This window comes from uncultured Pseudacidovorax sp., assembly GCF_913773995.1.
Lineage (GTDB): Bacteria > Pseudomonadota > Gammaproteobacteria > Burkholderiales > Burkholderiaceae_C > Xenophilus.
On the sequence record NZ_CAJYES010000134.1, the window covers coordinates 35,357 to 56,591 of the forward strand.

The following is a 21,235-nucleotide window of genomic DNA, read 5'->3' on the forward strand; positions in this document are numbered from 1 at the left end:
TTATTATTCCGCCCACCATGTGCCTGCTCTGCGACCTGCGTACCGCCGACGCTGCCCCTGCCGATGACCAAGGCACTGCCCGGCCCCGCTGGCAGCCTCGACGGGCGTTCCTGCTGGCCGGTGCGGCCGCCGCTGCTGGCGCCGCTTTGCCGGCATCCGGCCAGGTCGATGTGGGCCCACTGTCGGCCGCGCGCAACCTGGTGCCGGCCGACCAGATCGAGGGCGCGGCCGTCCAGCAGTACGGCGATCTGATCGCCAAGGCCCGCAGCCAGCGCGCGCTGGCCGGCCCCGAGCATCCGCAACTGGTGCGTCTGCGCGGCATTGCGCAGCGCCTCATCCCCTACACGCGCCAATGGAACGACCGGGCCGCCGGCTGGAAGTGGGAGGTCAACCTGATCGGCAGCAAGCAGGTCAACGCCTTCTGCATGCCGGGCGGCAAGATCGCCTTCTTCACCGGCATCCTGGACCAGCTCAAGCTCAGCGACGACGAGACGGCAATGGTGATGGGCCACGAGATGGCCCATGCCCTGCGCGAGCATGCGCGCGAGCGCATGGCCAAGACGGCCGGCACCGGCATGGCGCTGCAGCTGGGCGCCCAGTTGCTGGGGCTGGGCCAACTGGGCGACATGGGCGCACGCGCCGGCACGCAGTTGATCTCCCTCAAGTTCAGCCGCGACGACGAGACCGAGGCGGACCTCGTCGGCCTGGAACTCGCCGCCCGCGGCGGCTTCCAACCCCAGGCCGCCGTTAGCCTCTGGACCAAGATGGCCCAGGTCTCCAAGAGCCAGGGCGGCCTGAGCTTCCTGTCCACCCATCCGACCGGGCCCGACCGCATCCGCATCCTGGAGCAGAACGTGCCGAAGGTGGAGGGCCTCTACCGCGCCGCGCGCCGCAGCTGATGCCGTGGCGCGGCCCGGCCCTTGCTTGAACTGCCTCCATGTCCCTTCTCAGCGAACTGCGCGACCAGACCCTCGGCGAAGAGATCGCCAACGCCCTGAGCCATGGACTGGGCGCCCTGCTCGCCATGGCCTCGCTGCCGATCCTGGTGCACCACGCTGCCGCACGGGGCCACGTCGCCGAGGTGGTGGGCGCGAGCCTTTTCGCCGGCACGGCCATCGTGCTTTATCTGGTCTCCACGCTGTACCACGCGCTGCCCGCAGGGCGGGCCAAGCTGTGGTTCAACCGGCTGGATCATGCCTCCATCTACCTCTTCATCGCCGGCAGCTACATGCCCTTCGTGCTGGGGGTGTTGCGCGGCACCTGGGGCTGGACGCTGTTCGGCATCGTCTGGGCCGCAGCGGTGGTGGGCGTGGCGGCCAAGCTCTTCGACCGGCTGAAGCACCCGCTGTGGTCCACCGGGCTGTACGTGGCCATGGGCTGGGTGGCCATCGTGGCGGCGGTGCCGCTGGTCGAGCGCATGTCCGGCGCCGGCCTGGCCTGGCTGGTGGCGGGGGGCATTTCGTACACCGCGGGCGCAGTCGTGTTCCTCTTCGACTCGAAGCTGCGCTATGCGCACTTCGTCTGGCACCTGTTCGTGCTGGGCGGCAGTGTGTGCCATTTCTTTGCCGTGCTGTGGCACTCGGGCGCGCCGGCGGCGTTGCCGGCCTGAGCCAGGGGCAGCACCGGTCAGCGCGATGTCCGAGCGCCGCGGGCAGGCAGGGGTCACGGGATGACTGCGCCCCGTACCGCGGCGGCAGGCGCTGCGTGGCAGGTAGGATGCCGCCGCATCCATTGATGCTGAAAGGACGATCCGCCCATGCCCGCCGCTGCACGCCGACACCTCCTCCTGGCCCTGGCACTGCCGGCCGCCCTGTCGCTGGCGGCCTGCGGCAGCGGCGTCAGCCTGGACGAGCCGATCGAAGGCCCGACGTGGCGCCTGGTCCAGTTGCAGGGCGACATGATGGAGGACGCCGGCGATCCGCAGGGCGCGCCTTCGGTCCAGTTCGGCAGTGACGGCCGCGCCGTGGGCAGCGGTGGCTGCAACCGCTTCTCGGGCACCTACAGCCGCACGGCCAGCCAGCTGCGCATCGGCCAGCTGGCAGCGACGCGCATGGCCTGCGCGGCGCCGGAGCGCGGGCAGCGCGAGATGCAGTTCTTCCAGGCGCTGCAGTCCACGGCGAGTTACCGCCTGCAGGCGCCGGCGCGCCTCGTTCTGCTCGATGGCAATGGGCGCACGGTGGCGATGCTGCAGCGCTGAGGCTGCACCATCGCTCGGGCTCAGCCGGTCAGGCGCTCCAGCGCCTCGCGGTACTTCTCGGCGGTGCGCTCCGTCACCTCGTTGGGCAGGCGCGGCGCGGGCGGCGTCTTGTCCCAGGGCTTGCCGTTGATGCGCACCGACTCCAGCCAGTCGCGCACGAACTGCTTGTCGTAGCTCGGCGGGTTGGTGCCGGCGGCCAGCGCGGCCTCGTAGCCTTCCACCGGCCAGTAGCGCGAGCTGTCGGGCGTGAGCACCTCGTCCATCAGCACCAGCTGGCCGGTCTCGTCCAGGCCGAACTCGAACTTGGTGTCGGCAATGATCATGCCGCGTTGCAGCGCGATCTCGGCGGCGGTCTCATACAGCGCGAGGCTGGTCTCGCGGATCTGCTGGGCCAACTGCGGGCCGATCATCTCGACCACGCGTTCGTAGCTGATGTTCTCGTCGTGCTCGCCCACGGCGGCCTTGGCGGCGGGCGTGAAGATGGCGCGCGGCAGCTTGGCCGAATTGATCAGCCCTACGGGCAGCGGCACGCCGCAGACCTCCCGGTTCTCCTGGTATTCCTTCCAGCCGCTGCCGGCCAGGTAGCCGCGCACCACGGCCTCGACCGGAATGGGCTTGAGGCGCTTGACCAGCATCGAGCGGCCGGTGACCTGCGCCACTTCTTCCGGGCGCACCACGCTCTCGGGCGCCTCGCCCGTCAGGTGGTTGGGGCAGATGCCGCCCAGACGGTCGAACCACCACAGCGCCATCCTGGTCAGGATCTCGCCCTTGCCCGGAATCGGCTCGCCCATGATGACGTCGAAGGCCGACAGCCGGTCGCTGGCGATCATGAGGATGCGGTCCTCGCCGACGGCGTAGTTATCGCGCACCTTGCCGCGTGCAAGCAGGGGCAGGCTCTGGATGGAGGAGGTATGGACGGTCGTGGCCATGGAGTTGCCGGACGGCAGGGTGAAGGAGGAAAGCAGCGCGCGATTATCCGCGGGTGATGACAGGCCGGTGTCACCGCCTGTATGCGCGTCGCGCGCGAAAAAAAGCCACCGCGCCGGGCGGTGGCCTGTTCGAGGGCGCCGGGCGCCTGCCCGGTGCTTTACTGGACGACCTGCGCCAGCTCGCCCTGGGCGTACTTGGCGGCCATGACCTGCAGGCCAGCACCCTTGATCTTGCCGGCCTGGCCTTCGCAGCCGAACTCCAGGTAGCGCTGCTTGCACACGGCCTTGGCAGCCTCGCGGGCCGGCTTCATCCACTCGCGCATGTCGAACTTCTCGGGGTTCTCGGCCATGAACTTGCGCACGGCACCGGTCATCGCCATGCGGATGTCGGTGTCGATGTTGATCTTGCGCACGCCGTACTTGATGGCTTCCTGGATCTCGGCCACCGGCACACCGTAGGTTTCCTTCATCTGGCCGCCGTACTGGTTGATGATGGCGCGCAGATCCTGCGGCACCGACGACGAGCCGTGCATCACCAGGTGGGTGTTGGGGATGCGGGCGTGGATTTCCTTCACGCGGCTGATCGCCAGGATGTCACCCGTGGGCGGGCGGCTGAACTTGTAGGCGCCATGACTGGTGCCGATGGCGATGGCCAGGGCGTCCAGCTGGGTGGCCTTGACGAACTGGGCGGCCTCTTCGGGGTCGGTCAGCATCTGGCTGTGGTCCAGCTTGCCTTCGGCGCCGATGCCGTCTTCCTCGCCGGCGTCGCCGGTTTCCAGGTTGCCCAGGCAGCCCAGCTCGCCTTCGACGGTCACGCCGACCTTGTGGGCCATCTCGACGACCTTGCGCGTCACTTCCACGTTGTAGGCGAAGTCGGCCGGCGTCTTGCCGTCTTCACGCAGCGAGCCGTCCATCATGACCGAGCCGAAGCCCAGGTCGATGGCGCCGGCACAGATCTTGGGGCTGGTGCCGTGGTCCTGGTGCATCACCAGCGGGATGTGCGGATAGGCTTCGGTCGCCGCCTGGATCAGGTGCTTGATGAAGTGCTCGCCAGCGTACTTGCGGGCGCCGGCACTGGCCTGCAGGATCACCGGGGCGCCGACTTCGTCGGCAGCGGCCATCACGGCCTGCACTTGCTCCAGGTTGTTGACGTTGAAAGCCGGAATGCCGTAGCCGTTGGCGGCGGCGTGGTCCAGCAACTCGCGCATCGAGACAAGTGCCATGGTTGTGTCCTTTGAAGTAATCGTGGAAAAGTGCGAAAAAATTCCAACGATTCTAATGAGGACCCCTGTGGGACTCATCCGACGGCGGCAGTCCCAGAAAGCGCAGGAGGGGCGGCATCACCGGACCGCCGATCCATTGGATGCGCGTGGCAACGGCCCCGATCATGGTGATGTGACTGAGGTTGTCGAAGGTGTGGACCTCCACGGGCACGCCCGCCGCTTCCAGCTTGCGTGCCAACTGCGCGGTGTTGCGTTGCGGGTCGACCAGGTTGTCCCGGCTGGCCGCCATAAGCAGCGTGCGCGGTGCGGCGGCCGAAACATGGTTGATGGGCTGCGACTCGGGCATGGTGCGTGGCCAATTGAAGGCGCGCTTCACGTCCGGATCGCCGATCGGCAGGAAGTCGTACGGCCCTGCCAGTCCGATCCAGCCGGCCAGTTGCCGTGGGCTGGCGCCCAAGGCCCTGAGCCAGCGCGGGTCGAGCGCCACCATGGCGGCGTTGTAGGCGCCGGAGCTGTGGCCCATCACATACACCTGCGCCGGATCGGCCCCCAGCGCGGCCGCATGGTCCAGGCCCCACTTCACCGCGAGCGCACTGTCCTGCACGAAGGCCGGATAGCTCACCTCGTGCGACAGCCGGTAGTCGGCCACGGCCACGATGGCGCCGCGCGAGGCCAGCGCCTCGCCGACGAAGCGGTACTGGGCACGTTCGCCCGTGGTCCAGGTGCCGCCATAGAAGAAGACCACGAGAGGCCGCCGGCCGGCCGCAGGCGCCGTGCGTGCGAGCGGCTGGTAGACGTCCAGCCGCTGCCGAGGCTCCGCGCCATAGGCGATGTCGTTGTGGACGGTGTAGGTGTCGCTGGGCGTGAGCCGGTCGACCAGCTTGATGGGGGAGCAGGCGCCCAGCGAGAGCGCGCCGGCCACGACGGCAAGCACGGCCGCCATGGTGCGCAGCAGGGGGAGGTGGGAAGGCATGCCTTCCCATACGCAGGCGCGGACGCTTTGGTTTCAGACGCGCGCCGCTGTCCTACGCAGCGGGCGCATGGCGCGTTTGGCCTGCGCTCAGGACGCCGTGCAGATCCTCAGCATGTTGGTGCCGCCGGGCGCCCCCATCGGCTCGCCGCAGGTGATGGCGTAGACGTCGCCGCTCTGGACGATGCCGCGCTTCTTGAGATGTTCCTCGGCCTGGTGCAGGGCGGCATCGCGGTCGTTCTGCGTCTCCGTCAGCAGCGGGCGCACGTTGCGGTAGAGCGCCATGCGCCGCTGCGTCGTCAGCCGCGCGGTCAGGGCATAGACCGGGATGTGCGCCGCATGCCGGCTCATCCACAGGGCGGTGGAGCCCGACTCGGTCAGCGCCACGATGGCCTTGGCGCCCAGGTGGTGCGCGGTGAACAGGGCCCCCATCGCGATGGACTGGTCGATGCGGGTGTAGTGCTGGCCGCTGAAGTCCAGGTCGCGCGAGGTGTCCTCGGCCTGTTCGGCCGCTTCGCAGATGCGGCTCATCTCCTTGACCGTTTCCAGCGGGTAGCGGCCGGAGGCCGTCTCGGCCGAGAGCATCACGGCATCGGTGCCGTCCAGCACGGCGTTGGCCACGTCGCTCACCTCGGCGCGGGTGGGCACCGGGTTGGCGATCATCGATTCCATCATCTGCGTGGCGGTGATGACCACGCGGTCCATCTCGCGCGCCATGCGGATCATCTTCTTCTGCAGGGCAGGGACGGCCGCGTTGCCCACCTCGACCGCCAGATCGCCGCGGGCGACCATGATGCCGTCGCTGGCACGCAGGATCTCCTCCAGGCGCGGAATGGCCTCGGCGCGCTCGATCTTGGCGATCAGGCCCGGCTTGTGGCCCCATTCGGCGCCGGCCACGTTGCACAGCTGGCGGGCCATCTCCATGTCGGTCGCGTTCTTGGGAAAGCTCACCGCCACGTAGTCGGCCTGGAAGCTCATGGCGGTCTTGATGTCCTCCATGTCCTTGGCCGTGAGCGCGGGGGCCGTCAGGCCGCCACCTTCCTTGTTGATGCCCTTGTTGTTGGAGAGCTCGCCGCCCACCAGCACGGTGGTGTGCACCGCATCGCCGCGCACGCCGTCGACCAGCAGCACGATCAGGCCGTCGTTGAGCAGCAGCCGGTCGCCGGCCTTCACGTCGCGGGGCAGGTCCTTGTAGTCCAGGCCCACGGCCTGAACGTCGCCCGGCTCCAGCCGGGCGGCGTCCAGCACGAAGGAGGCGCCGGGCTCCAGCCAGACCTTGCCGTCGGCGAACTTCCCGACGCGGATCTTGGGACCCTGCAGGTCGGCCATGATGGCCACCTCGCGGCCGGCGCGGCGTGCGGCCTCGCGCACCATGGCGGCGCGGTCGATGTGGTCCTGGGCCTGGCCGTGGCTGAAGTTCAGGCGCACCACGCTGACCTTGTGGACGATCATCTGCTCGATGAGCGCTGGCGTGCTGGACGCCGGGCCGAGCGTGGCGACGATCTTGGTGGCGTGGCGGGGGATGCGGGGGGGCATGGGAGGTCTCCGAAAGTATGGCCGGCCCCGGCTGACGGGGCGGGAAGGGGGTAGCGGTGGGGCGCGGGAAATTCTCCCCCATGCCGTCGGCGCTTCCCGCCCGCGTCGTGATGCGGCCGAGGAATAGTGCATATCTTGCGCAGCATCTCGGGTCAATTTGACGGCCGTCATCGACGCGAAGGGCGCATCGGTTATCGTCGGCGGTTGTCCAGAACCTGAAAACCCGCCTATTTTTCAATGGCTTACAGACCCGAACTCTCGCTGCCCGAGCCGCTTGAGCCCAGCGCGCCGCTGCCGCACCGCAAGATCATCCGCAGCTGGCTGACGCCCCTGGCGCAGCGCAGCACCTGGCGCGCCTTCGCGCTTCTCACGCTCGACTACCTCCTCTTCTTCGGCCTGATGGCCGCGGTGGTGCTGGTCGATTCCGTCTGGCTCAAGCTGCTGGCCGCCCTGGCCGCCGGCTTCGTCATCGGCCGCCTGTTCATCATTGGGCATGACGGCTGCCACCAGAGCCTGACCGAGAACCGTCGCCTGAACAAGTGGCTGGGCCGCATCGCCTTCCTGCCCTCGCTCACCGCCTACAGCCTCTGGGACATGGGCCACAACGTGGTGCACCACGGCTTCACCAACCTCAAGGGCGTGGATTTCGTCTGGGCCCCCATGACTCAGGACGAGTACCGCGCCATGTCGCCGATGCGCCGCGTGGCCGAGCGCATCTACCGCAGCGGCTGGGGCCCGGGCCTGTACTACGCCGTCGAGATCTGGTGGGCCAAGATGATGTTCCCCAGCAAGAAGATCATGGGCAACACCTACCGCCCGGTCTTCACCCGCGACTGCCTGCTGGTCAGCGGCTTCGCGCTGGTGTGGATCGCCGCCCTGGTCGGGGCCGCCTTCGCCACCGGCCAGTCGGCCTGGCTGCTGGTGCTGCTGGGCTTCGTGGTGCCGATGGTGTTCTGGTTCAACATGATGGGCTTCGTCATCTACGGCCACCACACCCACGTCAAGGTGCAGTGGCACAACGAGAAGGCGGCGTGGCAGCGCGCCCAGCCCTTCGTCTCCACCACCGTGCACCTGACCTTCCCCTTCCGCATCGGCGCGCTAATGCACCACATCATGGAGCACACCGCCCACCACGTGGACATGAGCATCCCGCTCTACAAGCTCAAGGAAACGCAGAAGGTGCTGGAGCAGATGCTGCCCGGCCGCATCATCATCCAGCGCTTCTCCTGGACGTGGTACTTCGACACCGCGCGCGCCTGCAAGCTGTACGACTTCACGCGCCAGTGCTGGACCGACTTCAAGGGCCGCGCCACGAGCGAGCTGCGCGCGCTGGTGCCACCGCAGGCGGCCGACGCTGCCGCCCGTCCGGCCTGACGCCGCCCGAGCCCTCGCGGCGGCCTGGCGCCGCATGCGACGGGACAACAAAAAACCCGGCCCCGCAGCGATGCGGGCCGGGTTTTTTGTTGGGCGAGCCGGGCGTGGAAGGCGCCAGCCCTGCGTCGCGGCCGCGGCCGCAACGTGAGCAGCGCCCGGTCGGGCGCCGCGCAGGCCGCGGGCGCTCGACTCAGCCTGCCGCGCGCTTCTCCAGGATCTCGAAAGCCGGCAGCTTCTTGCCTTCCAGCACCTCCAGGAAGGCGCCACCGCCGGTGGAGATGTAGCCCACGTCCTTCTCGATGCCGTACTTGGCGATGGCCGCCAGCGTGTCGCCGCCACCGGCGATGGAGAAGGCGCTGCTGGCCGCGATGGCGCGGGCGATCGCTTCGGTGCCCTTGGCGAAGGCGTCGAACTCGAACACGCCGACCGGGCCGTTCCAGACGATGGTGCCGGCCTCGCGCAACTGGGCGGCGAGCTGCTCGGCGGTCTGCGGGCCGATGTCCAGGATCAGGTCGTCCTCGGCCACTTCGGTGGCGGGCTTGACGGTGGCGGGGGCATCCGCCGAGAAGCTCTTGGCCGTCACCACGTCCACCGGGATCGGCACCGCGGCGCCGCGGGCGCGCATGGCCTCGATCACGGCCTTGGCCTCGCCGACCAGGTCGGCCTCGGCCAGCGACTTGCCAATGGGCAGGCCGGCGGCCAGCATGAAGGTGTTGGCGATGCCCCCGCCCACGATCAGCTGGTCCACGTTGGCCGACAGGCTCTTGAGGATGGTCAGCTTGGTGCTCACCTTGGAGCCGGCCACGATGGCGACGAGCGGTCGCTTGGGCGCGGCCAGGGCCTTGGTGATGGCGTCGATCTCGGCCGCCAGTAGAGGACCGGCGCAGGCGACGGGCGCGAACTGGGCGATGCCGTAGGTGGTGGCCTCGGCGCGGTGGGCGGTGCCGAAGGCGTCGTTGACGTAGATGTCGGTCAGCGCGGCCATCTTGCGGGACAGCGCCTCGTCGTTCTTCTTCTCGCCCTTGTTCAGGCGGCAGTTCTCCAGCAGCACGACCTCGCCGGGCGCGACGTTCACGCCGTCGGTCCAGTCGGCGGCCAGGCGCACCTCGCGGCCCAGCAGCTCGCCCAGGCGCTGGGCGACGGGGGCCAGCGAATCCTCGGGCTTGAAGGCGCCCTCGGTTGGGCGGCCCAGGTGCGAGGTGACCATCACCGCCGCGCCGGCGTCCAGCGCCATCTGGATGCAGGGCACCGAGGCCCGGATGCGCGTGTCTTCGGTGATGCGGCCGGCGTCGTCCTGCGGGACGTTCAGGTCGGCACGGATGAAGACGCGGCGGCCCTGGGCCTTGCCTTGTTCACACAGGTCGGAGAAGCGGATGACGTTCATGGTTGCGGCTTGGGAGGAAGTTGTCTCGACGCCGTCCGGGGGCCGGACGGGCAACAGGGCATTGTAGGGAGCGGTAGTGGCGCTACCAGCCCAGTCCCAGGTGCAGCGGCAGGTACACCGCCATGCCGCCGGCCATCGTGATGATCGTGCTGCGCCGCCAGAAGTAGAGCGCCGCGCCCGCTGCGGCGGCGAACAGGCGCGCGTCCTGCCAGCTGGGGATGAGGTGCCCGCCGCTCATCACCACCTCGGGCGCCACCACGGCGGCCAGCGCCGCCACCGGCGCGTAGCGCAGCGCCCGGTGCACCCAGGCGGGCAGGGGCAGGGCGCGCTCGGTGATGAAGAAGAAGCAGCGCGTGACCACGGTCACCACGGCCATGCCCACGATGACGGCGACGGTCCAGGAATCGGTCTGCATCAGCCCGCCTCCCCTGTACGGCGCCGGGCGAAGCGGCCGAACTGCTGTTCGAGCCAGAAGCAGGCCAGCACCGCCAGACCGATGGACACCACGATGTTCAGCCGCAGCGGCAACGCATAGGCGGCCACCGCGGTGGCGCTGGCGATCAGCAGCGCCAGTACCTGCAGGCGGGTGGTGACCATCGAAGCCAGGATGCCCACCAGCGCCAGCACGCCGGCGAAGCCCAGGCCCCAGTGCTGGGGAATCAGCTCCGCCAGCGCGATTCCGGCCAGGCTCAGCAGTATCCAGCAGCTCCAGTTGACCGAATAGCCGCCCACGAGGTACGCCTCCTGCTCGTCACGCTCGGCCTGGGTGGCCGGTGGCTGTGGAAAGCGGGCGGTGAACACGGCGTAGCTCAGGTCGCCGGTCAGGTAGCCGTGCACCAGCCGACGCCAGCGTGGCATGTGCATCAGGTAGTGGCGCAGGTGCAGGCTGAAGACGACGAAGCGCAGGTTCACGCAGAAGGCCGTGGCCAGGATCACCCAGGCGGGTGCGCCGGCCACCAGAAGCGGCACGGCGGCCAGCTGGGCGCTGCCGGCATAGACCAGCAGTGTCATCAACACGGCTTCCAGCGGCGACAGGCCGGTCTTCACCATGGCCACGCCGGTCATCAGACCCCAGGCCCCAATGCCCAGTGCCACCGGTGTCATCAGCGCGGCACCTTCCCGGAAGGCCGGGCGCCGGTGGATGGCAGACGACCAGAACATCAGGCCAGCACGGTGCCGGCGGTCAGCGGCGCTCCGCGCAGGAAGTCTGCCGCAGCCAGGCGCTTGCCGCCTGCGCGCTGCAACTGGGTGGCCACCAGCGTGCCGCTGCCGGCTGCGATGGCCACCCCGTCGGCCTCGGCGCGCAGCACGGTGCCGGGAGCCGGGCTGGCGTCGCCAGCCTGGGGCAGCGCGTGCGCGGCCCAGATCTTGAGCGGCTGACCGTCCAGCTCGGCCACGGCACCGGGAAAGGGGTCGAAGGCGCGCACCCGGCGGGCCAAGGTGTCCGCGTCCAGCGCCCAGTCGATGCGGGCTTCGGCCTTCTCGATCTTGTGGGCGTAGGTCACGCCCTCGGCGGGTTGGGGCGTGCGTGGCAGTGGTCCGGCGTCGGCCTGCCGCAGGGCCTGCACGATCAGCCGCCCGCCCATTGCGGCCAGGCGGTCGTGCAACTGGCCGGTGCCTTCGTCGGAGCCGATGGGCAAGGATTCCCTCAGCAGCATTTCACCGGTGTCCAGACCGGCGTCCATCTGCATGATGGTCACGCCCGTCTCGGCGTCGCCCGCCTCGATGGCGCGGTGGATCGGCGCGGCGCCGCGCCAGCGCGGCAGCAGGCTGGCGTGGATGTTGAGGCAGCCCAGGGCCCGTGTATCGGCCGGGGCGCCCTCGCCCTGACCGGCCATGAGGTCCAGCACCCACTGGGGCAGGATCAGGCCGTAGGCGGCAACCACCATCGCGTCGGCGCGCGCCGCGACCAGCGCTTCGCGGGCCGTGGCGGCGTCCTCGGGGTACTTGCCGTCCAGCCGCAGGCTGCGTGGCTGGGCCACGGGCCAGTTGCGGGCCAGGGCATGGGCCTTGACCGGCGACGCCTGCAGCTTCATGCCGCGGCCTGCGGGCCGGTCGGGCTGGGTCAGCACCAGGGCGATCTCGATGCCGGCGGCATCCAGGGCTTCGAGCGCCACGCGGGCGAATTCGGGCGTGCCCGCGAAGACGATCCTCATCGGTGGGGAAATGCTTTCAAGAACGGGAGTCGGGCGGAACGAAACGCAGGTCGTCGCCCACGTGGTAACGGCGCACCACGCCCTGGGGATCGATGTAGATGTACAGCAGGCGCGGCGTGTTGAGTTGGCGATAGCGCCACTGCCACACCTCGCCCTGGAAGGACCAGACGCGGGACACCTCTTCCGGCCGTCCGAAGGTGCGCAGCACATCCGCGACGCGCCATTGGTCGATGCGAATCTGACCGAAACGGTTTTCGTCGAGCTCCTGCGTCACCGCGACCACACGGCCGCTGGCGTCCAGGTCGACGTTGTTGATCGCGAAGCCGGCAGGCTGGCGCGAGTACTGCAGGCGCTCGCCCGTCGGCAGCGGGTAGATGGCCGTCGGCGCGCCCAGCTGCTGGAGGGCCTCGGCGCGCGAGGCGCCGGCGGGCACCCGCTGCGGCTCGCTGGCGCAGCCCGCCAGCCATGCCGCCGCCGCCAGCGCGGATCCGAGGGCAAAGCGACGTCCGGCGTTCATGCGCTTCGGCCGCCTTCGCGCTGCACGTCGCGTTGTGCCTTGAGCAGCTTGGTCTTGATGCGATTGCGCTTGAGCGTGGACAGGTATTCGACAAACACCTTGCCCAGCAGGTGGTCCAGCTCGTGCTGGATGCAGATGGCCAGCAGGCCCTCGGCTTCGATGGCCTGCGGATTGCCGTCGGCATCGAGCGCCTGCACGCGCACGGCCGTCGAGCGCTCCACGCCGTCGTAGATGCCGGGCACCGACAGGCAGCCCTCTTCGTTCATCACCTTCTCATCGCTGGCCCAGACGATCTCGGGGTTGATCAGCACCAGCGGTTCATTGCGCTCTTCCGACACGTCGATCACCACCAGACGCTCGTGCACGTCGATCTGCGTGGCGGCCAGGCCGATGCCGCTGGCCTCGTACATGGTCTCGAGCATGTCGGCGATCAGGGTACGGATGCGCGCATCGACCGCCTGCACGGGCTTGGCCACGGTGTGCAGGCGCGGGTCGGGATAGCTCAGGATGGTTCGCAGGGCCATGTCTCTCACGGAAAGTTGTGGCTATTTTCGCCATTTCGACCCCTGCCCGGCGCCGCCGCAGCCGGATGACGTTGCTGCCGGCAGGGCTTGCGCGCAAAATCGTTGCAAATTGTGAGTATTCGCTACTCCCGCCCGCGCCGTGGCAGGATGGCGCGCCGACCATGTACCACCTTCGACTGCCAGTCCTTCCCCTCGCCGCCGCAGCCCTTTTGGGGCATTGCGCCGTTCACGCGCAGAACTATCCGGTGACGCCGGCCCAGCGGGCTGTCGCACAGCAGACGGCCCAACAGGGGGTGCCGCTGTCCGAGCTGGCGCCCAATGCGCCGGACGAATACACCGTCAAGCGTGGTGACACGCTCTGGGCCATCTCGCGGATGTATCTGCGCAAGCCCTGGCGCTGGCCCGAGCTGTGGGGCATGAACCTCAGCGAGATCGCCAATCCGCACCGCATCTATCCCGGTCAGGTGCTCTACCTCGACAAGACCGGTGGCCGCGCCCGCTTGAGTCTGCGCCGCGGGGCGGGTGGCAGTGGCGACACGGTCAAGCTGTCGCCGCGCACGCGCTACGACTCGGCGTCCAACCTCGCGCTGCCCACCCTCGACCCCAGCCGCATCGACGCCTTCCTCACCGAGCCCCTGGTGGTCGAGGAGGACACGCTGGCCGGCGCGCCCCGCATCGTGGCGGGCAATGACGAGCGCGTGCTGCTGTCGCGTGGCGATCGCGCCTATGTCCGCGGCCAGCCCGGCGCGCCGCTGGTCGAGCCGCCAGGGCCGCTGCCGCAGTTCCGCGTCTTCCGCAATGCCACGCCGCTCAAGGATCCGGGCACCGGCGAGATACTCGGCTACGAGGCCCAGTACGTGGGCCGGGTGCGGCTGGTGCGTGGTGAATCCCAGACGCCGGCCACCGACTCGGCGCCCGGCGTCGCCGTGCCGGCCACGGTCGACGTGATTGCCGCCCGCGAGGAGATGCGCGCCGGCGACCGGCTGCTGCCGGAGCCGCCCGAGCAGCTGATCAGCTACGTGCCGCGCGCCCCGGCCCAGCCGGTGGAAGGCGGTCGCATCATCTCCGTCTACGGCAACGGCGTGCAGTACGCCGGCCAGAACCAGGTCGTGGCCATCAACAAGGGACTGCGCGACGGCATCGTCAGCGGCAACGTCCTGGCCATCCTCAAGAACGGCCAGACCATCGTCGACCGCACCGGCGGCGACAAGGAGACGCTCAAGCTGCCCGACGAGCGCATCGGCCTGCTGATGGTGTTCCGCCCCTTCGAGCGGGTCTCGTACGCGCTGGTGCTCGACATCACCGACACGCCCCGCGCGGGCGACCGCCTCGCCAATCCCTGAACAACAAGGGCGCGGGGTGGAGAGGGAGGATCTGCCGGGCTGGCTGCGGCTGGCCCTGGCCCCCGGCGTTGGGGCCGGTACCGCAAGAAGGCTGCTGACGGCCTTCGGATGGCCGGACGCGGTGTTCGCGCAGCCGGCCGCCGCCCTGGAGGCGCTGTGCAGCCCGGCCCAGGCCCGGGCGCTCCTGGACGAGCAGGAGGGCTTCGCGGCCATGCTCGACCGCACCCGCGAATGGCTCGACGCCACCGGCCCGGACGGCGCCGTGCACCGCATCCTGGCTTTGGGCGACGCTGCCTACCCGGCGGGCCTGCTGGAGATCGCCGACCCGCCGCTGCTGTTGTATGGGCTCGGCCCCGCAGAACTGCTGGACGCGCCGCTGCCCTGCGACGGCCTGGCCATCGTGGGCAGCCGCAATCCGACGCCCCAGGGGGCCATCGACGCGCGCCTGTTCGCCCGCACGCTGGCCGAGTCCGGGCTGCCCATCGTCTCGGGCCTGGCGCTCGGCGTGGACGGGGCCGCGCACGAAGGGGCGCTGGAGGCGGCCAGCGCGAAGGATGGGCGGCTCGCCACCATCGCTGTCGTCGGCACGGGGCTGGACCGGGTCTATCCGGCCCGGCATCGCGCGCTGGCCCATCGCATCGCGGCCCGCGGCGTGATCCTGAGCGAGCAGCCGCTGGGCACGCCGCCGCTCACGGCCAACTTCCCCCGCCGCAACCGGCTGATCTCCGGACTGTCGCAAGGCACGCTGGTGGTGGAGGCGGCGCTGGCGTCCGGCTCCCTGATCACCGCCCGCTGTGCGGTCGAGCAGGGCAAGGAGGTCTTCGCCATCCCCGGCTCCATCCACTCGCCGCAGTCGCGGGGCTGCCATGCCTTGATCCGCCAGGGCGCCAAGCTGGTGGAAACCGCCGCAGATGTGCTGGAGGAACTGCGCCGGCCCGCCGCGGCATCCGCCCCAGGCACTGCCTCGCTCTTCGAGAACGACGGCGAGGGCGAGGTCGAAGATGCGGCCACGCCCGGACCGGAGGACGACGACGTGCTGCTGGAGCACCTCGGCCATGCGCCCGCCACCCTGGACGCGCTCTGCGCCCGCACCGGCCTGCCCACACCGCTACTGCAGGCCCGGCTTCTGGAGCTGGAACTGGACGGCCGCGTCGGCCGACTCCCCGGCGGCCTGTTCCAGCGCATCGAACTCGGCTGAACACGCCCGGTTGGCGGCGTTTTGGCGATTCTTCCGCACCCGTCGGAAGAGCATCGCCCACGCCGCGCAGAAACCCGGCTTCGGCCTAAAGCTCAAGCGCAGGCAAGGATCGGATGGCCGCGGAGCAGGCCATGCCAGAGCACCCGCGGAACTGGCTTCGCCAGGCCTCTGGGTGCGCCCCCCTCCGAGCCGAAGGCGACAGAGGGGGGAGCCGCGCAGCGGCATGGGGGGTGCCCCCTTTTTCTTAGCTCAGCAGCCGCTCCGGATTGGCATCGATCTTGGCCAGCGCCTCGCGGGTGGCGCGCACGGTCAGCGTCTCCTCTTCCGCCGGCACGAGCAGGCCGCCGTGCAGGTAGGCGGCCAGACGCTGCGCCTGGATCAGGAACTGCCGGCCATCGGGCGAGCCGAACAGGTGCAGCTGCCGGTGCTTGCTGCGCCACACGAACTGCACCTGGCTGGGTCGCCCGTTGTGGTCGAGCAGGAACCAGGCGCCCACCTGCAACGAATGGGCCCATGCCAGGGCTTCGGCCGGGGCCTCGGCCTCGTTGTTGGGCAGCACCTCCATCGACGACACATCGATGCCCAGCAGCAGCTCCAGGTTCGTCGAGTCCAGGGCCAGCGGTTCGGCGCTTTCGTCGGCGATGACCGCCTCCAGGTTCGCCAGCCGGCCCGCCAGGTTCTCGATCTGCGCCACGGGAATGCTCTCGGTCTTGGCCGTGAAGGCGTCCGAGAGCGTGCGGCCCAGCGTGCGGATGTGGTCTTCCTGGGGCTGCCCGGTCAGGCCCATCAGGTCCATGCCCTGGCGCAGGCGCTGCAGCAGCGAGGGCAGGGCCTGGATCATGCGGGCGCGTTCGCTGCGGCTGGGCTTGGCGCTCGCGGCCCAGACCAGTTCGGACGCCACCCGGCGCAGCTGCGCCGTCTGCTCGTCCTGCACGCCGTACTTGAGCGCGCCGATGGCCAGGACCTCTGCCCAGACCTTGAAGAGGAACTCGCGGATCTCCTCGCGCACCGGCATGTCGTTGAGCATCTTGCGAAGCTCGATGGTGTACTGGATGGCGAGCGTCTCCTTCTGCTCCACCTGCTGGGCGACGCTCATCACCTTCTGGGTCGCGTCGTTCTGGGTCAGGTACTTGGAGAGGAAAGCCACGAACTCGTCGTAGACCAGCTTGAACACCCGCTGGCCTGTCTCGGGGTACTGCTCGATCACCTGCACCACGCGGCGGATCTCGCCTTCGAGCGCACTGCCCGAGATGGCGGCTGCGTCGAAGCCCATCACCACCGAGCCCATGCGGTCGATCAGCATGCGCGCGGGATGCTGCAGCGTGGCAAAGAACTCCGCGTCGGCCACCGCCACCCGCAGCACCGGCATCTGCAGCCGGGCGAACCAGACGCGCACGGAAAAAGGAATGCGCTCCTCGGCCAGGATGGACTGGAACATCAGCGCCACGACTTCGACCGTCGCCTTGTCGGCCGACGTCGGCGCCCGCCGTTTGAGCTCGCCGCTCTGGCGCCGCAGGTCGCTCTGCGCGCGCTGCATGAGGGCGGGATCGGCCACGTTCACGTAAACCCCGACGTTGAAGGGATAGGCCGCCTCGACGTCGGCGATGGCGGCCGTGAACGCCTGCGCACCGGTGTTGGTGGCCCAGCCGCGCCGGTCGATGCCCATGCCGCCCGGCGCCAGTTGCCCGGCCGGTTGGTCATAGGCGCCTGCACCTGCGGGACCGCCGCCGCCCATGCCACCTGCCGGAGCCCTGCCGGGATACGAGCCCGGCCCACCCTGCGCCATCGATGAGCCGCCGCCGTCGGACATGAAACCGCTGGGGCTGCCCGCCGCCGGGTAATTCGCGCCGCCACCGATCGCGTTGCCGCCACCGGCGACCACGCCGCCAATGATGCGACGCAGCCGTCCCAGCACCGCGCCGGCCTGCTGACGGGCCGACGCCATGGCACCCGACGCCGGCGTCCCGACCAGGTTCGGGCCCGCCTGGGGCCGCGTGCGATCCCAAGGCCCGGTGGCGGAACCACGGTCCGTGGGCGCGCCGCCGGCCGGCGTCAATGCAGCCGGCGCGCTGTCGGGGCCGCGACGGACCAGGCTGCGTAACTCGATCTCCGGCATCACGCCGCGCGCAATCAAAAAGGCATTCAGGTCCTCGTAGCCCTTCATGGCGGCGTCGCCCAGATGGCCCGAGATGACGTCCTGCACCTGCGTCCAGAGCGTGCGGGGCAGTCCGGTCGAGGTCCATTCCTCGACCAGGATGGTCGCCAGGGTCTCGGGGCGCAGCACATCGCCACTGGGCCAGTCGCTGCCGCTGCTGCCTTCCAGGTGCTGGATGCGCAGCTTCAGCTCATTCAATGCGAAGGGCGAGCGGTCCTGCAGCGCCATCGCCAGCCGGGAGACGAGGATGCTGTTCTCCACCACGTCGTCACCCACCAGTTCCAGGCGCAGTGCGCCCGTATTCGACGTGCCGGGCGTGCGCGTCTGGGCCATGGCTTCGGACCAGCGCTGGCGCACGGCCTCCAGCCAGCGCGCGTGGTCGGCCTCCCAGGCCAGCAGGTGATCGCGGTGCTCCTGCATCTTTCTGGCCGTGCCCACTTCACCGGCCAGGGCGAGCAGACGGTCGCGCACGGCCTGCGCGGTGCGGTGCATGGCGCCGTCCATGGCGTGTACGAAGCGCTCGCGCGACTCTTGAGCGAGCAGCAGGGCGGGTTCGCGGGGGAGCGAGGGGCTCATTGCGAAAGAGGGCGCATCAGCGCTGGCGGCACACGGGGCGTTCACGCGTCAGGCAGGCGAGGCGGAACGAGAGATAGTGAATTGTTGTTAATTTCAGCACGTCAAATGTAAATGAGCCCGCGCGCCCGCCGTATGCGGGACACCCCATGCCCGGCAGACGCACTCAGAAAACGTGAACAGTCCGACAGAACGGTTGCGAATGCACGACGTCGGGCGCGGCCCACCCGCTCGAAAACGAAAAAAAACCCGGCCGGAGCCGGGTCGCATGAGCGCGTCGCAAGGGGGTCAGACCGTCGCGCCGGCGTTGGGATCGTTCGGGTCCTCGTCGCGCTTGGCCGGGCCGCCCTTGATCAGGTCCTCGCGCTTCACGCCCAGCCACATGGCGATGGACGCCGCCACGAAGCAGGACGAGTAGATGCCGAAGCAGATGCCGATGGTCAGCGCCAGCGCGAAGTAGTGCAGCGTCGGGCCGCCGAAGAAGAACATCGACAGAACCACCAGCTGGGTGGAGCCGTGGGTGATGATCGTGCGGCTGATGGTGCCCGTGATGGCGCTGTCGATGATCTCGACCGTGTCCATCTTGCGGTAGCGCCGGAAGTTCTCGCGGATGCGGTCGAAGATCACCACCGACTCGTTCACCGAATAGCCCAGCACCGCCAGCACCGCCGCCAGCACCGCCAGCGAGAACTCCCACTGGAAGAAGGCGAAGAAGCCCAGGATGATCACGACGTCGTGCAGGTTGGCCAGCACGGTGGACAGCGCGAACTTCCATTCGAAGCGGAAGGCCAGGTAGATCATGATGCCCACCACCACCATGCCCAGCGCCTTCAGGCCGTTGGTGGTGAGCTCGTCGCCCACCTGCGGACCGACGAACTCGTTGCGGCGCAGCTGCACCGACGGGTCGACCGTCTTGAGGGCGGTCAGCACGCGATTGCTCTGCTCCTGCGAGCTCACGCCCTTCTGGGCGGGCAGGCGGATCATCACGTCGCGCGAGCTGCCGAAGTTCTGCACCTGCACGTCCTGGTAGCCCAGGCCGCTGACGGCGCTGCGCACCTTGTCGAGCTCGGCCGCCTGCGGGTAGTTGACTTCCATCACCGTGCCGCCGGTGAATTCCACCGACAGGTGCAGCCCGCGGTGGAACAGGAAGAAGACCGCCAGGATGAAGGTGATGATCGAGATCGCGTTCAGCACCTTCGCGTAGCGCATGAACGGGATGGTGCGGTGGATGCGGAAGAATTCCATGGTCGTTGTGCTCCGTGCCGCGGTTTACTTGGCCTTGGCCAGGGCCGTCTCGTCGGCCTGGCCCGGACGCCAGACGGTGCCGATGGACACGGTCTTGAGCTTCTTCTTGCGGCCGTACCAGAGGTTGACCAGGCCGCGCGAGAAGAACACGGCCGAGAACATCGAAGTGACGATGCCGATGCAGTGCACCACCGCGAAGCCGCGCACGGGGCCCGAGCCGAAGGCCAGCAGGGCCAGGCCCGCGATCAGCGTGGTCACGTTGGAGTCGAGGATGGTGCCCCACGCCCGGTCATAGCCGGCGTGGATGGCGGCCTGCGGCGAAGCGCCGTTACGCAGCTCCTCCCGCACGCGCTCGTTGATCAGCACGTTGGAGTCGATCGCCACACCGATGGCCAGCGCCATGGCGGCGATGCCCGGCAGCGTGAGCGTGGCCTGCAGCATCGACAGGATGGCCACCAGCAGCAGCAGGTTCACGCCCAGCGCGATGGACGAGAACACGCCGAACAGCGCGTAGTACACGCACATGAACACCATGATCGCCAGGAAGCCGTAGGCCACGCTCTTGAAGCCCATGGCGATGTTGTCGGCGCCCAGGCTCGGGCCGATGGTGCGCTCCTCGATGATCTCCATCGGCGCGGCCAGCGAGCCGGCGCGCAGCAGCAGGGCCAAATCGTTGGCCTCGACCACGTTCATCGAGCCGGAGATCTGGAAGCGCGTGCCCAGCTCGCCGTTGATCGACGGCGCCGTCAGCACCTCGCCCTTGCCCTTCTCGAACAGCAGGATGGCCAGGCGCTTGCGGTAGTTGTCGCGGCTGACGTCGCGCATGATGCGGCCGCCCTTGGCGTCGACGGTGAGGTCGACCTTGGGCTGCTGCGTCTGCGAGTCGAAGCCGGGCTGCGCGTCGGTGAGGTTCTCGCCGGTGATGACCACCTGCTTCTTGACGATCACCGGACGGCCTTCGCGGTCCATGAAGCGCTCGGAGCCGAAGGGCACCGGGCCGGTGCCCAGCTCGGCGGCGCGGCCTTCGGCGCTTTCGTCCACCAGACGCAGTTCCAGCGTGGCGGTGCGGCCCAGGATGTCCTTGGCCTTGGCCGTGTCCTGCACGCCGGGCAGCTGCACGATGATGCGGTCCAGGCCCTGCTGCTGGATCACCGGCTCGGCCACGCCCAGCTCGTTGATCCGGTTGTGCAGCGTGGTGATGTTCTGCTTGAGCGCGTTGTCCTGCAGGCGGCGGGCCGCCTCGGGCTTGATGGTCACGGCCAGCTTGTAGTCGCTGCCGTCCTGGCTGGCGGTGGCCGCGAGGTCGGTGAACTGGTCCTGGATGATGTTCTGCGTGGCCTCCTGGGCGGCCGCGTCGCGCAGGCGGACCTCGATGGCCTGGCCGTTGCGCGTGACGGCGGCGCCGCGGATGTTCTTGTCGCGCAGCGCGGTGCGCAGGTCGCTGGCGAAGGTTTCGGCGCGCTTGTCCAGGGCGCCCTGCATGTCCACCTGCAGCATGAAGTGCACGCCGCCGCGCAGGTCCAGGCCCAGGTACATCGGGAAGGCATGCAGTGCCGACAGCCAGGTGGGCGAGCGCGACACCAGGTTCAGCGCCACCACGTAGGGCGGGTCGTTGGCATCGGGCACCAGCGCATGCTGCAGGACGTCGCGGGCCTTCAGTTGCTCGTCGGTGCTGCCGAAGCGGGCGCGGATGGAATTGGCATCCAGCGTCAGCATGTCGGGCGCGAGGTTGGCGGCCTTGAGCGCCGCCTCCACGCGCTGCTGCGTCGAGGCATCCACCTTGACGGTGGACTTGGCGGGCGAGACCTGCACGGCCGGCGCTTCGCCGAAGAGATTGGGCAGGGTGTAGATCAGCCCCACCAGCAGCACGATCACCATGATCGCGTACTTCCAGACCGGATAGCGGTTCAT

Annotated in this window: 19 protein-coding genes; 6 read left to right on the forward strand and 13 right to left on the reverse strand. The window is 69.2% G+C overall.

Going from position 1 to position 21,235, the window contains the following annotated elements:
- Positions 1-17: 17 nt before the first annotated feature.
- The 3 genes from QZ772_RS12225 to QZ772_RS12235 all read left to right on the forward strand — a co-directional run bounded on the left by QZ772_RS12225 (position 18) and on the right by QZ772_RS12235 (position 2,197).
- Positions 18-899 carry a M48 family metallopeptidase gene (locus QZ772_RS12225; protein ID WP_295526482.1) on the forward strand — a complete coding sequence of 294 codons (882 nt, stop codon included), beginning with the start codon at positions 18-20 and terminating at the stop codon, positions 897-899.
- A gap of 38 nt (positions 900-937) precedes the next feature.
- Complete coding sequence (locus tag QZ772_RS12230; protein ID WP_295526483.1) at positions 938-1,609, forward strand: hemolysin III family protein; 672 nt, start codon at positions 938-940, stop codon at positions 1,607-1,609.
- Positions 1,610-1,756: 147 nt separating this feature from the next.
- Complete coding sequence (locus QZ772_RS12235) at positions 1,757-2,197, forward strand: META domain-containing protein (RefSeq protein WP_295526484.1); 441 nt, start codon at positions 1,757-1,759, stop codon at positions 2,195-2,197.
- Positions 2,198-2,217: 20 nt separating this feature from the next.
- Here the strand turns inward: QZ772_RS12235 and QZ772_RS12240 are convergent, their stop codons facing one another.
- From QZ772_RS12240 to pyk, 4 genes are all read right to left on the reverse strand, one after another.
- Complete coding sequence (locus QZ772_RS12240) at positions 2,218-3,126, reverse strand: phosphoribosylaminoimidazolesuccinocarboxamide synthase (protein ID WP_295526486.1); 909 nt, start codon at positions 3,124-3,126, stop codon at positions 2,218-2,220.
- Between the two features lie 158 nt (positions 3,127-3,284).
- Complete coding sequence (fba, locus tag QZ772_RS12245; protein ID WP_076506904.1) at positions 3,285-4,349, reverse strand: class II fructose-bisphosphate aldolase; 1,065 nt, start codon at positions 4,347-4,349, stop codon at positions 3,285-3,287.
- A 52-nt stretch (positions 4,350-4,401) separates the two neighbouring features.
- Positions 4,402-5,322: an alpha/beta hydrolase gene (locus QZ772_RS12250; RefSeq protein WP_295526488.1), complete on the reverse strand. Its 921-nt coding sequence runs from the start codon at positions 5,320-5,322 to the stop codon at positions 4,402-4,404.
- 87 nt (positions 5,323-5,409) lie between these two features.
- Positions 5,410-6,855 carry a pyruvate kinase gene (gene pyk / locus QZ772_RS12255; RefSeq protein ID WP_295526490.1) on the reverse strand — a complete coding sequence of 482 codons (1,446 nt, stop codon included), beginning with the start codon at positions 6,853-6,855 and terminating at the stop codon, positions 5,410-5,412.
- 237 nt (positions 6,856-7,092) lie between these two features.
- Here pyk and QZ772_RS12260 point away from each other — a divergent pair, with 237 nt between their 5' ends.
- The gene (locus QZ772_RS12260) at positions 7,093-8,229 is read left to right on the forward strand and encodes a fatty acid desaturase (RefSeq protein WP_295526491.1); all 1,137 of its coding nucleotides are present in this window, start codon (positions 7,093-7,095) and stop codon (positions 8,227-8,229) included.
- A 190-nt stretch (positions 8,230-8,419) separates the two neighbouring features.
- On the opposite strand, the gene QZ772_RS12265 is transcribed toward QZ772_RS12260, so the two are convergent.
- From QZ772_RS12265 to def, 6 genes are all read right to left on the reverse strand, one after another.
- The gene (locus QZ772_RS12265; RefSeq protein ID WP_295526493.1) at positions 8,420-9,613 is read right to left on the reverse strand and encodes a phosphoglycerate kinase; all 1,194 of its coding nucleotides are present in this window, start codon (positions 9,611-9,613) and stop codon (positions 8,420-8,422) included.
- A gap of 82 nt (positions 9,614-9,695) precedes the next feature.
- Positions 9,696-10,031, reverse strand: coding sequence for an AzlD domain-containing protein (locus QZ772_RS12270; protein WP_295526642.1), 336 nt, complete (start codon positions 10,029-10,031; stop codon positions 9,696-9,698).
- Positions 10,028-10,774: an AzlC family ABC transporter permease gene (locus tag QZ772_RS12275; protein WP_295526495.1), complete on the reverse strand. Its 747-nt coding sequence runs from the start codon at positions 10,772-10,774 to the stop codon at positions 10,028-10,030. The genes QZ772_RS12270 and QZ772_RS12275 overlap by 4 nt, the downstream gene beginning before the upstream one ends.
- Positions 10,774-11,769: a methionyl-tRNA formyltransferase gene (gene fmt, locus QZ772_RS12280; RefSeq protein ID WP_295526498.1), complete on the reverse strand. Its 996-nt coding sequence runs from the start codon at positions 11,767-11,769 to the stop codon at positions 10,774-10,776. The genes QZ772_RS12275 and fmt overlap by 1 nt, the downstream gene beginning before the upstream one ends.
- A gap of 16 nt (positions 11,770-11,785) precedes the next feature.
- Positions 11,786-12,286 (reverse strand): hypothetical protein, encoded by a 501-nt coding sequence (locus QZ772_RS12285; RefSeq protein ID WP_295526499.1) that lies wholly within the window; start codon positions 12,284-12,286, stop codon positions 11,786-11,788.
- A complete protein-coding gene (def, locus tag QZ772_RS12290) occupies positions 12,283-12,810 on the reverse strand; it encodes a peptide deformylase (protein ID WP_295526500.1) in 528 nt (175 codons plus the stop codon). The genes QZ772_RS12285 and def overlap by 4 nt, the downstream gene beginning before the upstream one ends.
- 161 nt (positions 12,811-12,971) lie before the next feature.
- On the opposite strand from def, the gene QZ772_RS12295 reads away from it, so the two are divergent.
- Positions 12,972-14,153, forward strand: a complete 1,182-nt coding sequence (locus tag QZ772_RS12295) for a LysM peptidoglycan-binding domain-containing protein (protein ID WP_295526501.1) — start codon at positions 12,972-12,974, stop codon at positions 14,151-14,153.
- Positions 14,154-14,169: 16 nt separating this feature from the next.
- Positions 14,170-15,351, forward strand: a complete 1,182-nt coding sequence (dprA, locus tag QZ772_RS12300; protein WP_295526502.1) for a DNA-processing protein DprA — start codon at positions 14,170-14,172, stop codon at positions 15,349-15,351.
- Between the two features lie 244 nt (positions 15,352-15,595).
- On the opposite strand, the gene QZ772_RS12305 is transcribed toward dprA, so the two are convergent.
- From QZ772_RS12305 to secD, 3 genes are all read right to left on the reverse strand, one after another.
- Positions 15,596-18,082, reverse strand: a complete 2,487-nt coding sequence (locus QZ772_RS12305; protein ID WP_295526503.1) for a DUF1631 family protein — start codon at positions 18,080-18,082, stop codon at positions 15,596-15,598.
- A 285-nt stretch (positions 18,083-18,367) separates the two neighbouring features.
- Complete coding sequence (gene secF, locus QZ772_RS12310) at positions 18,368-19,324, reverse strand: protein translocase subunit SecF (protein WP_295526504.1); 957 nt, start codon at positions 19,322-19,324, stop codon at positions 18,368-18,370.
- A gap of 24 nt (positions 19,325-19,348) precedes the next feature.
- Positions 19,349-21,235, reverse strand: coding sequence for a protein translocase subunit SecD (gene secD / locus QZ772_RS12315; protein WP_295526505.1), 1,887 nt, complete (start codon positions 21,233-21,235; stop codon positions 19,349-19,351).

Excerpts from the sequence above, each read along its gene's own strand:
- QZ772_RS12225 (WP_295526482.1), top strand. The coding sequence starts at position 18 with ATGTGCCTGCTCTGCGACCTGCGTACCGCCGACGCTGCCCCTGCCGAT.
- QZ772_RS12265 (WP_295526493.1), bottom strand. The coding sequence starts at position 9,613 with ATGAACGTCATCCGCTTCTCCGACCTGTGTGAACAAGGCAAGGCCCAG.
- QZ772_RS12260 (WP_295526491.1), top strand. The coding sequence starts at position 7,093 with ATGGCTTACAGACCCGAACTCTCGCTGCCCGAGCCGCTTGAGCCCAGC.
- QZ772_RS12275 (WP_295526495.1), bottom strand. The coding sequence starts at position 10,774 with ATGTTCTGGTCGTCTGCCATCCACCGGCGCCCGGCCTTCCGGGAAGGT.
- fmt (WP_295526498.1), bottom strand. The coding sequence starts at position 11,769 with ATGAGGATCGTCTTCGCGGGCACGCCCGAATTCGCCCGCGTGGCGCTC.
- fba (WP_076506904.1), bottom strand. The coding sequence starts at position 4,349 with ATGGCACTTGTCTCGATGCGCGAGTTGCTGGACCACGCCGCCGCCAAC.
- QZ772_RS12235 (WP_295526484.1), top strand. The coding sequence starts at position 1,757 with ATGCCCGCCGCTGCACGCCGACACCTCCTCCTGGCCCTGGCACTGCCG.
- QZ772_RS12240 (WP_295526486.1), bottom strand. The coding sequence starts at position 3,126 with ATGGCCACGACCGTCCATACCTCCTCCATCCAGAGCCTGCCCCTGCTT.
- QZ772_RS12305 (WP_295526503.1), bottom strand. The coding sequence starts at position 18,082 with ATGAGCCCCTCGCTCCCCCGCGAACCCGCCCTGCTGCTCGCTCAAGAG.
- QZ772_RS12250 (WP_295526488.1), bottom strand. The coding sequence starts at position 5,322 with ATGCCTTCCCACCTCCCCCTGCTGCGCACCATGGCGGCCGTGCTTGCC.
- secD (WP_295526505.1), bottom strand. The coding sequence starts at position 21,235 with ATGAACCGCTATCCGGTCTGGAAGTACGCGATCATGGTGATCGTGCTG.
- QZ772_RS12285 (WP_295526499.1), bottom strand. The coding sequence starts at position 12,286 with ATGAACGCCGGACGTCGCTTTGCCCTCGGATCCGCGCTGGCGGCGGCG.
- pyk (WP_295526490.1), bottom strand. The coding sequence starts at position 6,855 with ATGCCCCCCCGCATCCCCCGCCACGCCACCAAGATCGTCGCCACGCTC.
- secF (WP_295526504.1), bottom strand. The coding sequence starts at position 19,324 with ATGGAATTCTTCCGCATCCACCGCACCATCCCGTTCATGCGCTACGCG.
- def (WP_295526500.1), bottom strand. The coding sequence starts at position 12,810 with ATGGCCCTGCGAACCATCCTGAGCTATCCCGACCCGCGCCTGCACACC.
- QZ772_RS12230 (WP_295526483.1), top strand. The coding sequence starts at position 938 with ATGTCCCTTCTCAGCGAACTGCGCGACCAGACCCTCGGCGAAGAGATC.
- QZ772_RS12295 (WP_295526501.1), top strand. The coding sequence starts at position 12,972 with ATGTACCACCTTCGACTGCCAGTCCTTCCCCTCGCCGCCGCAGCCCTT.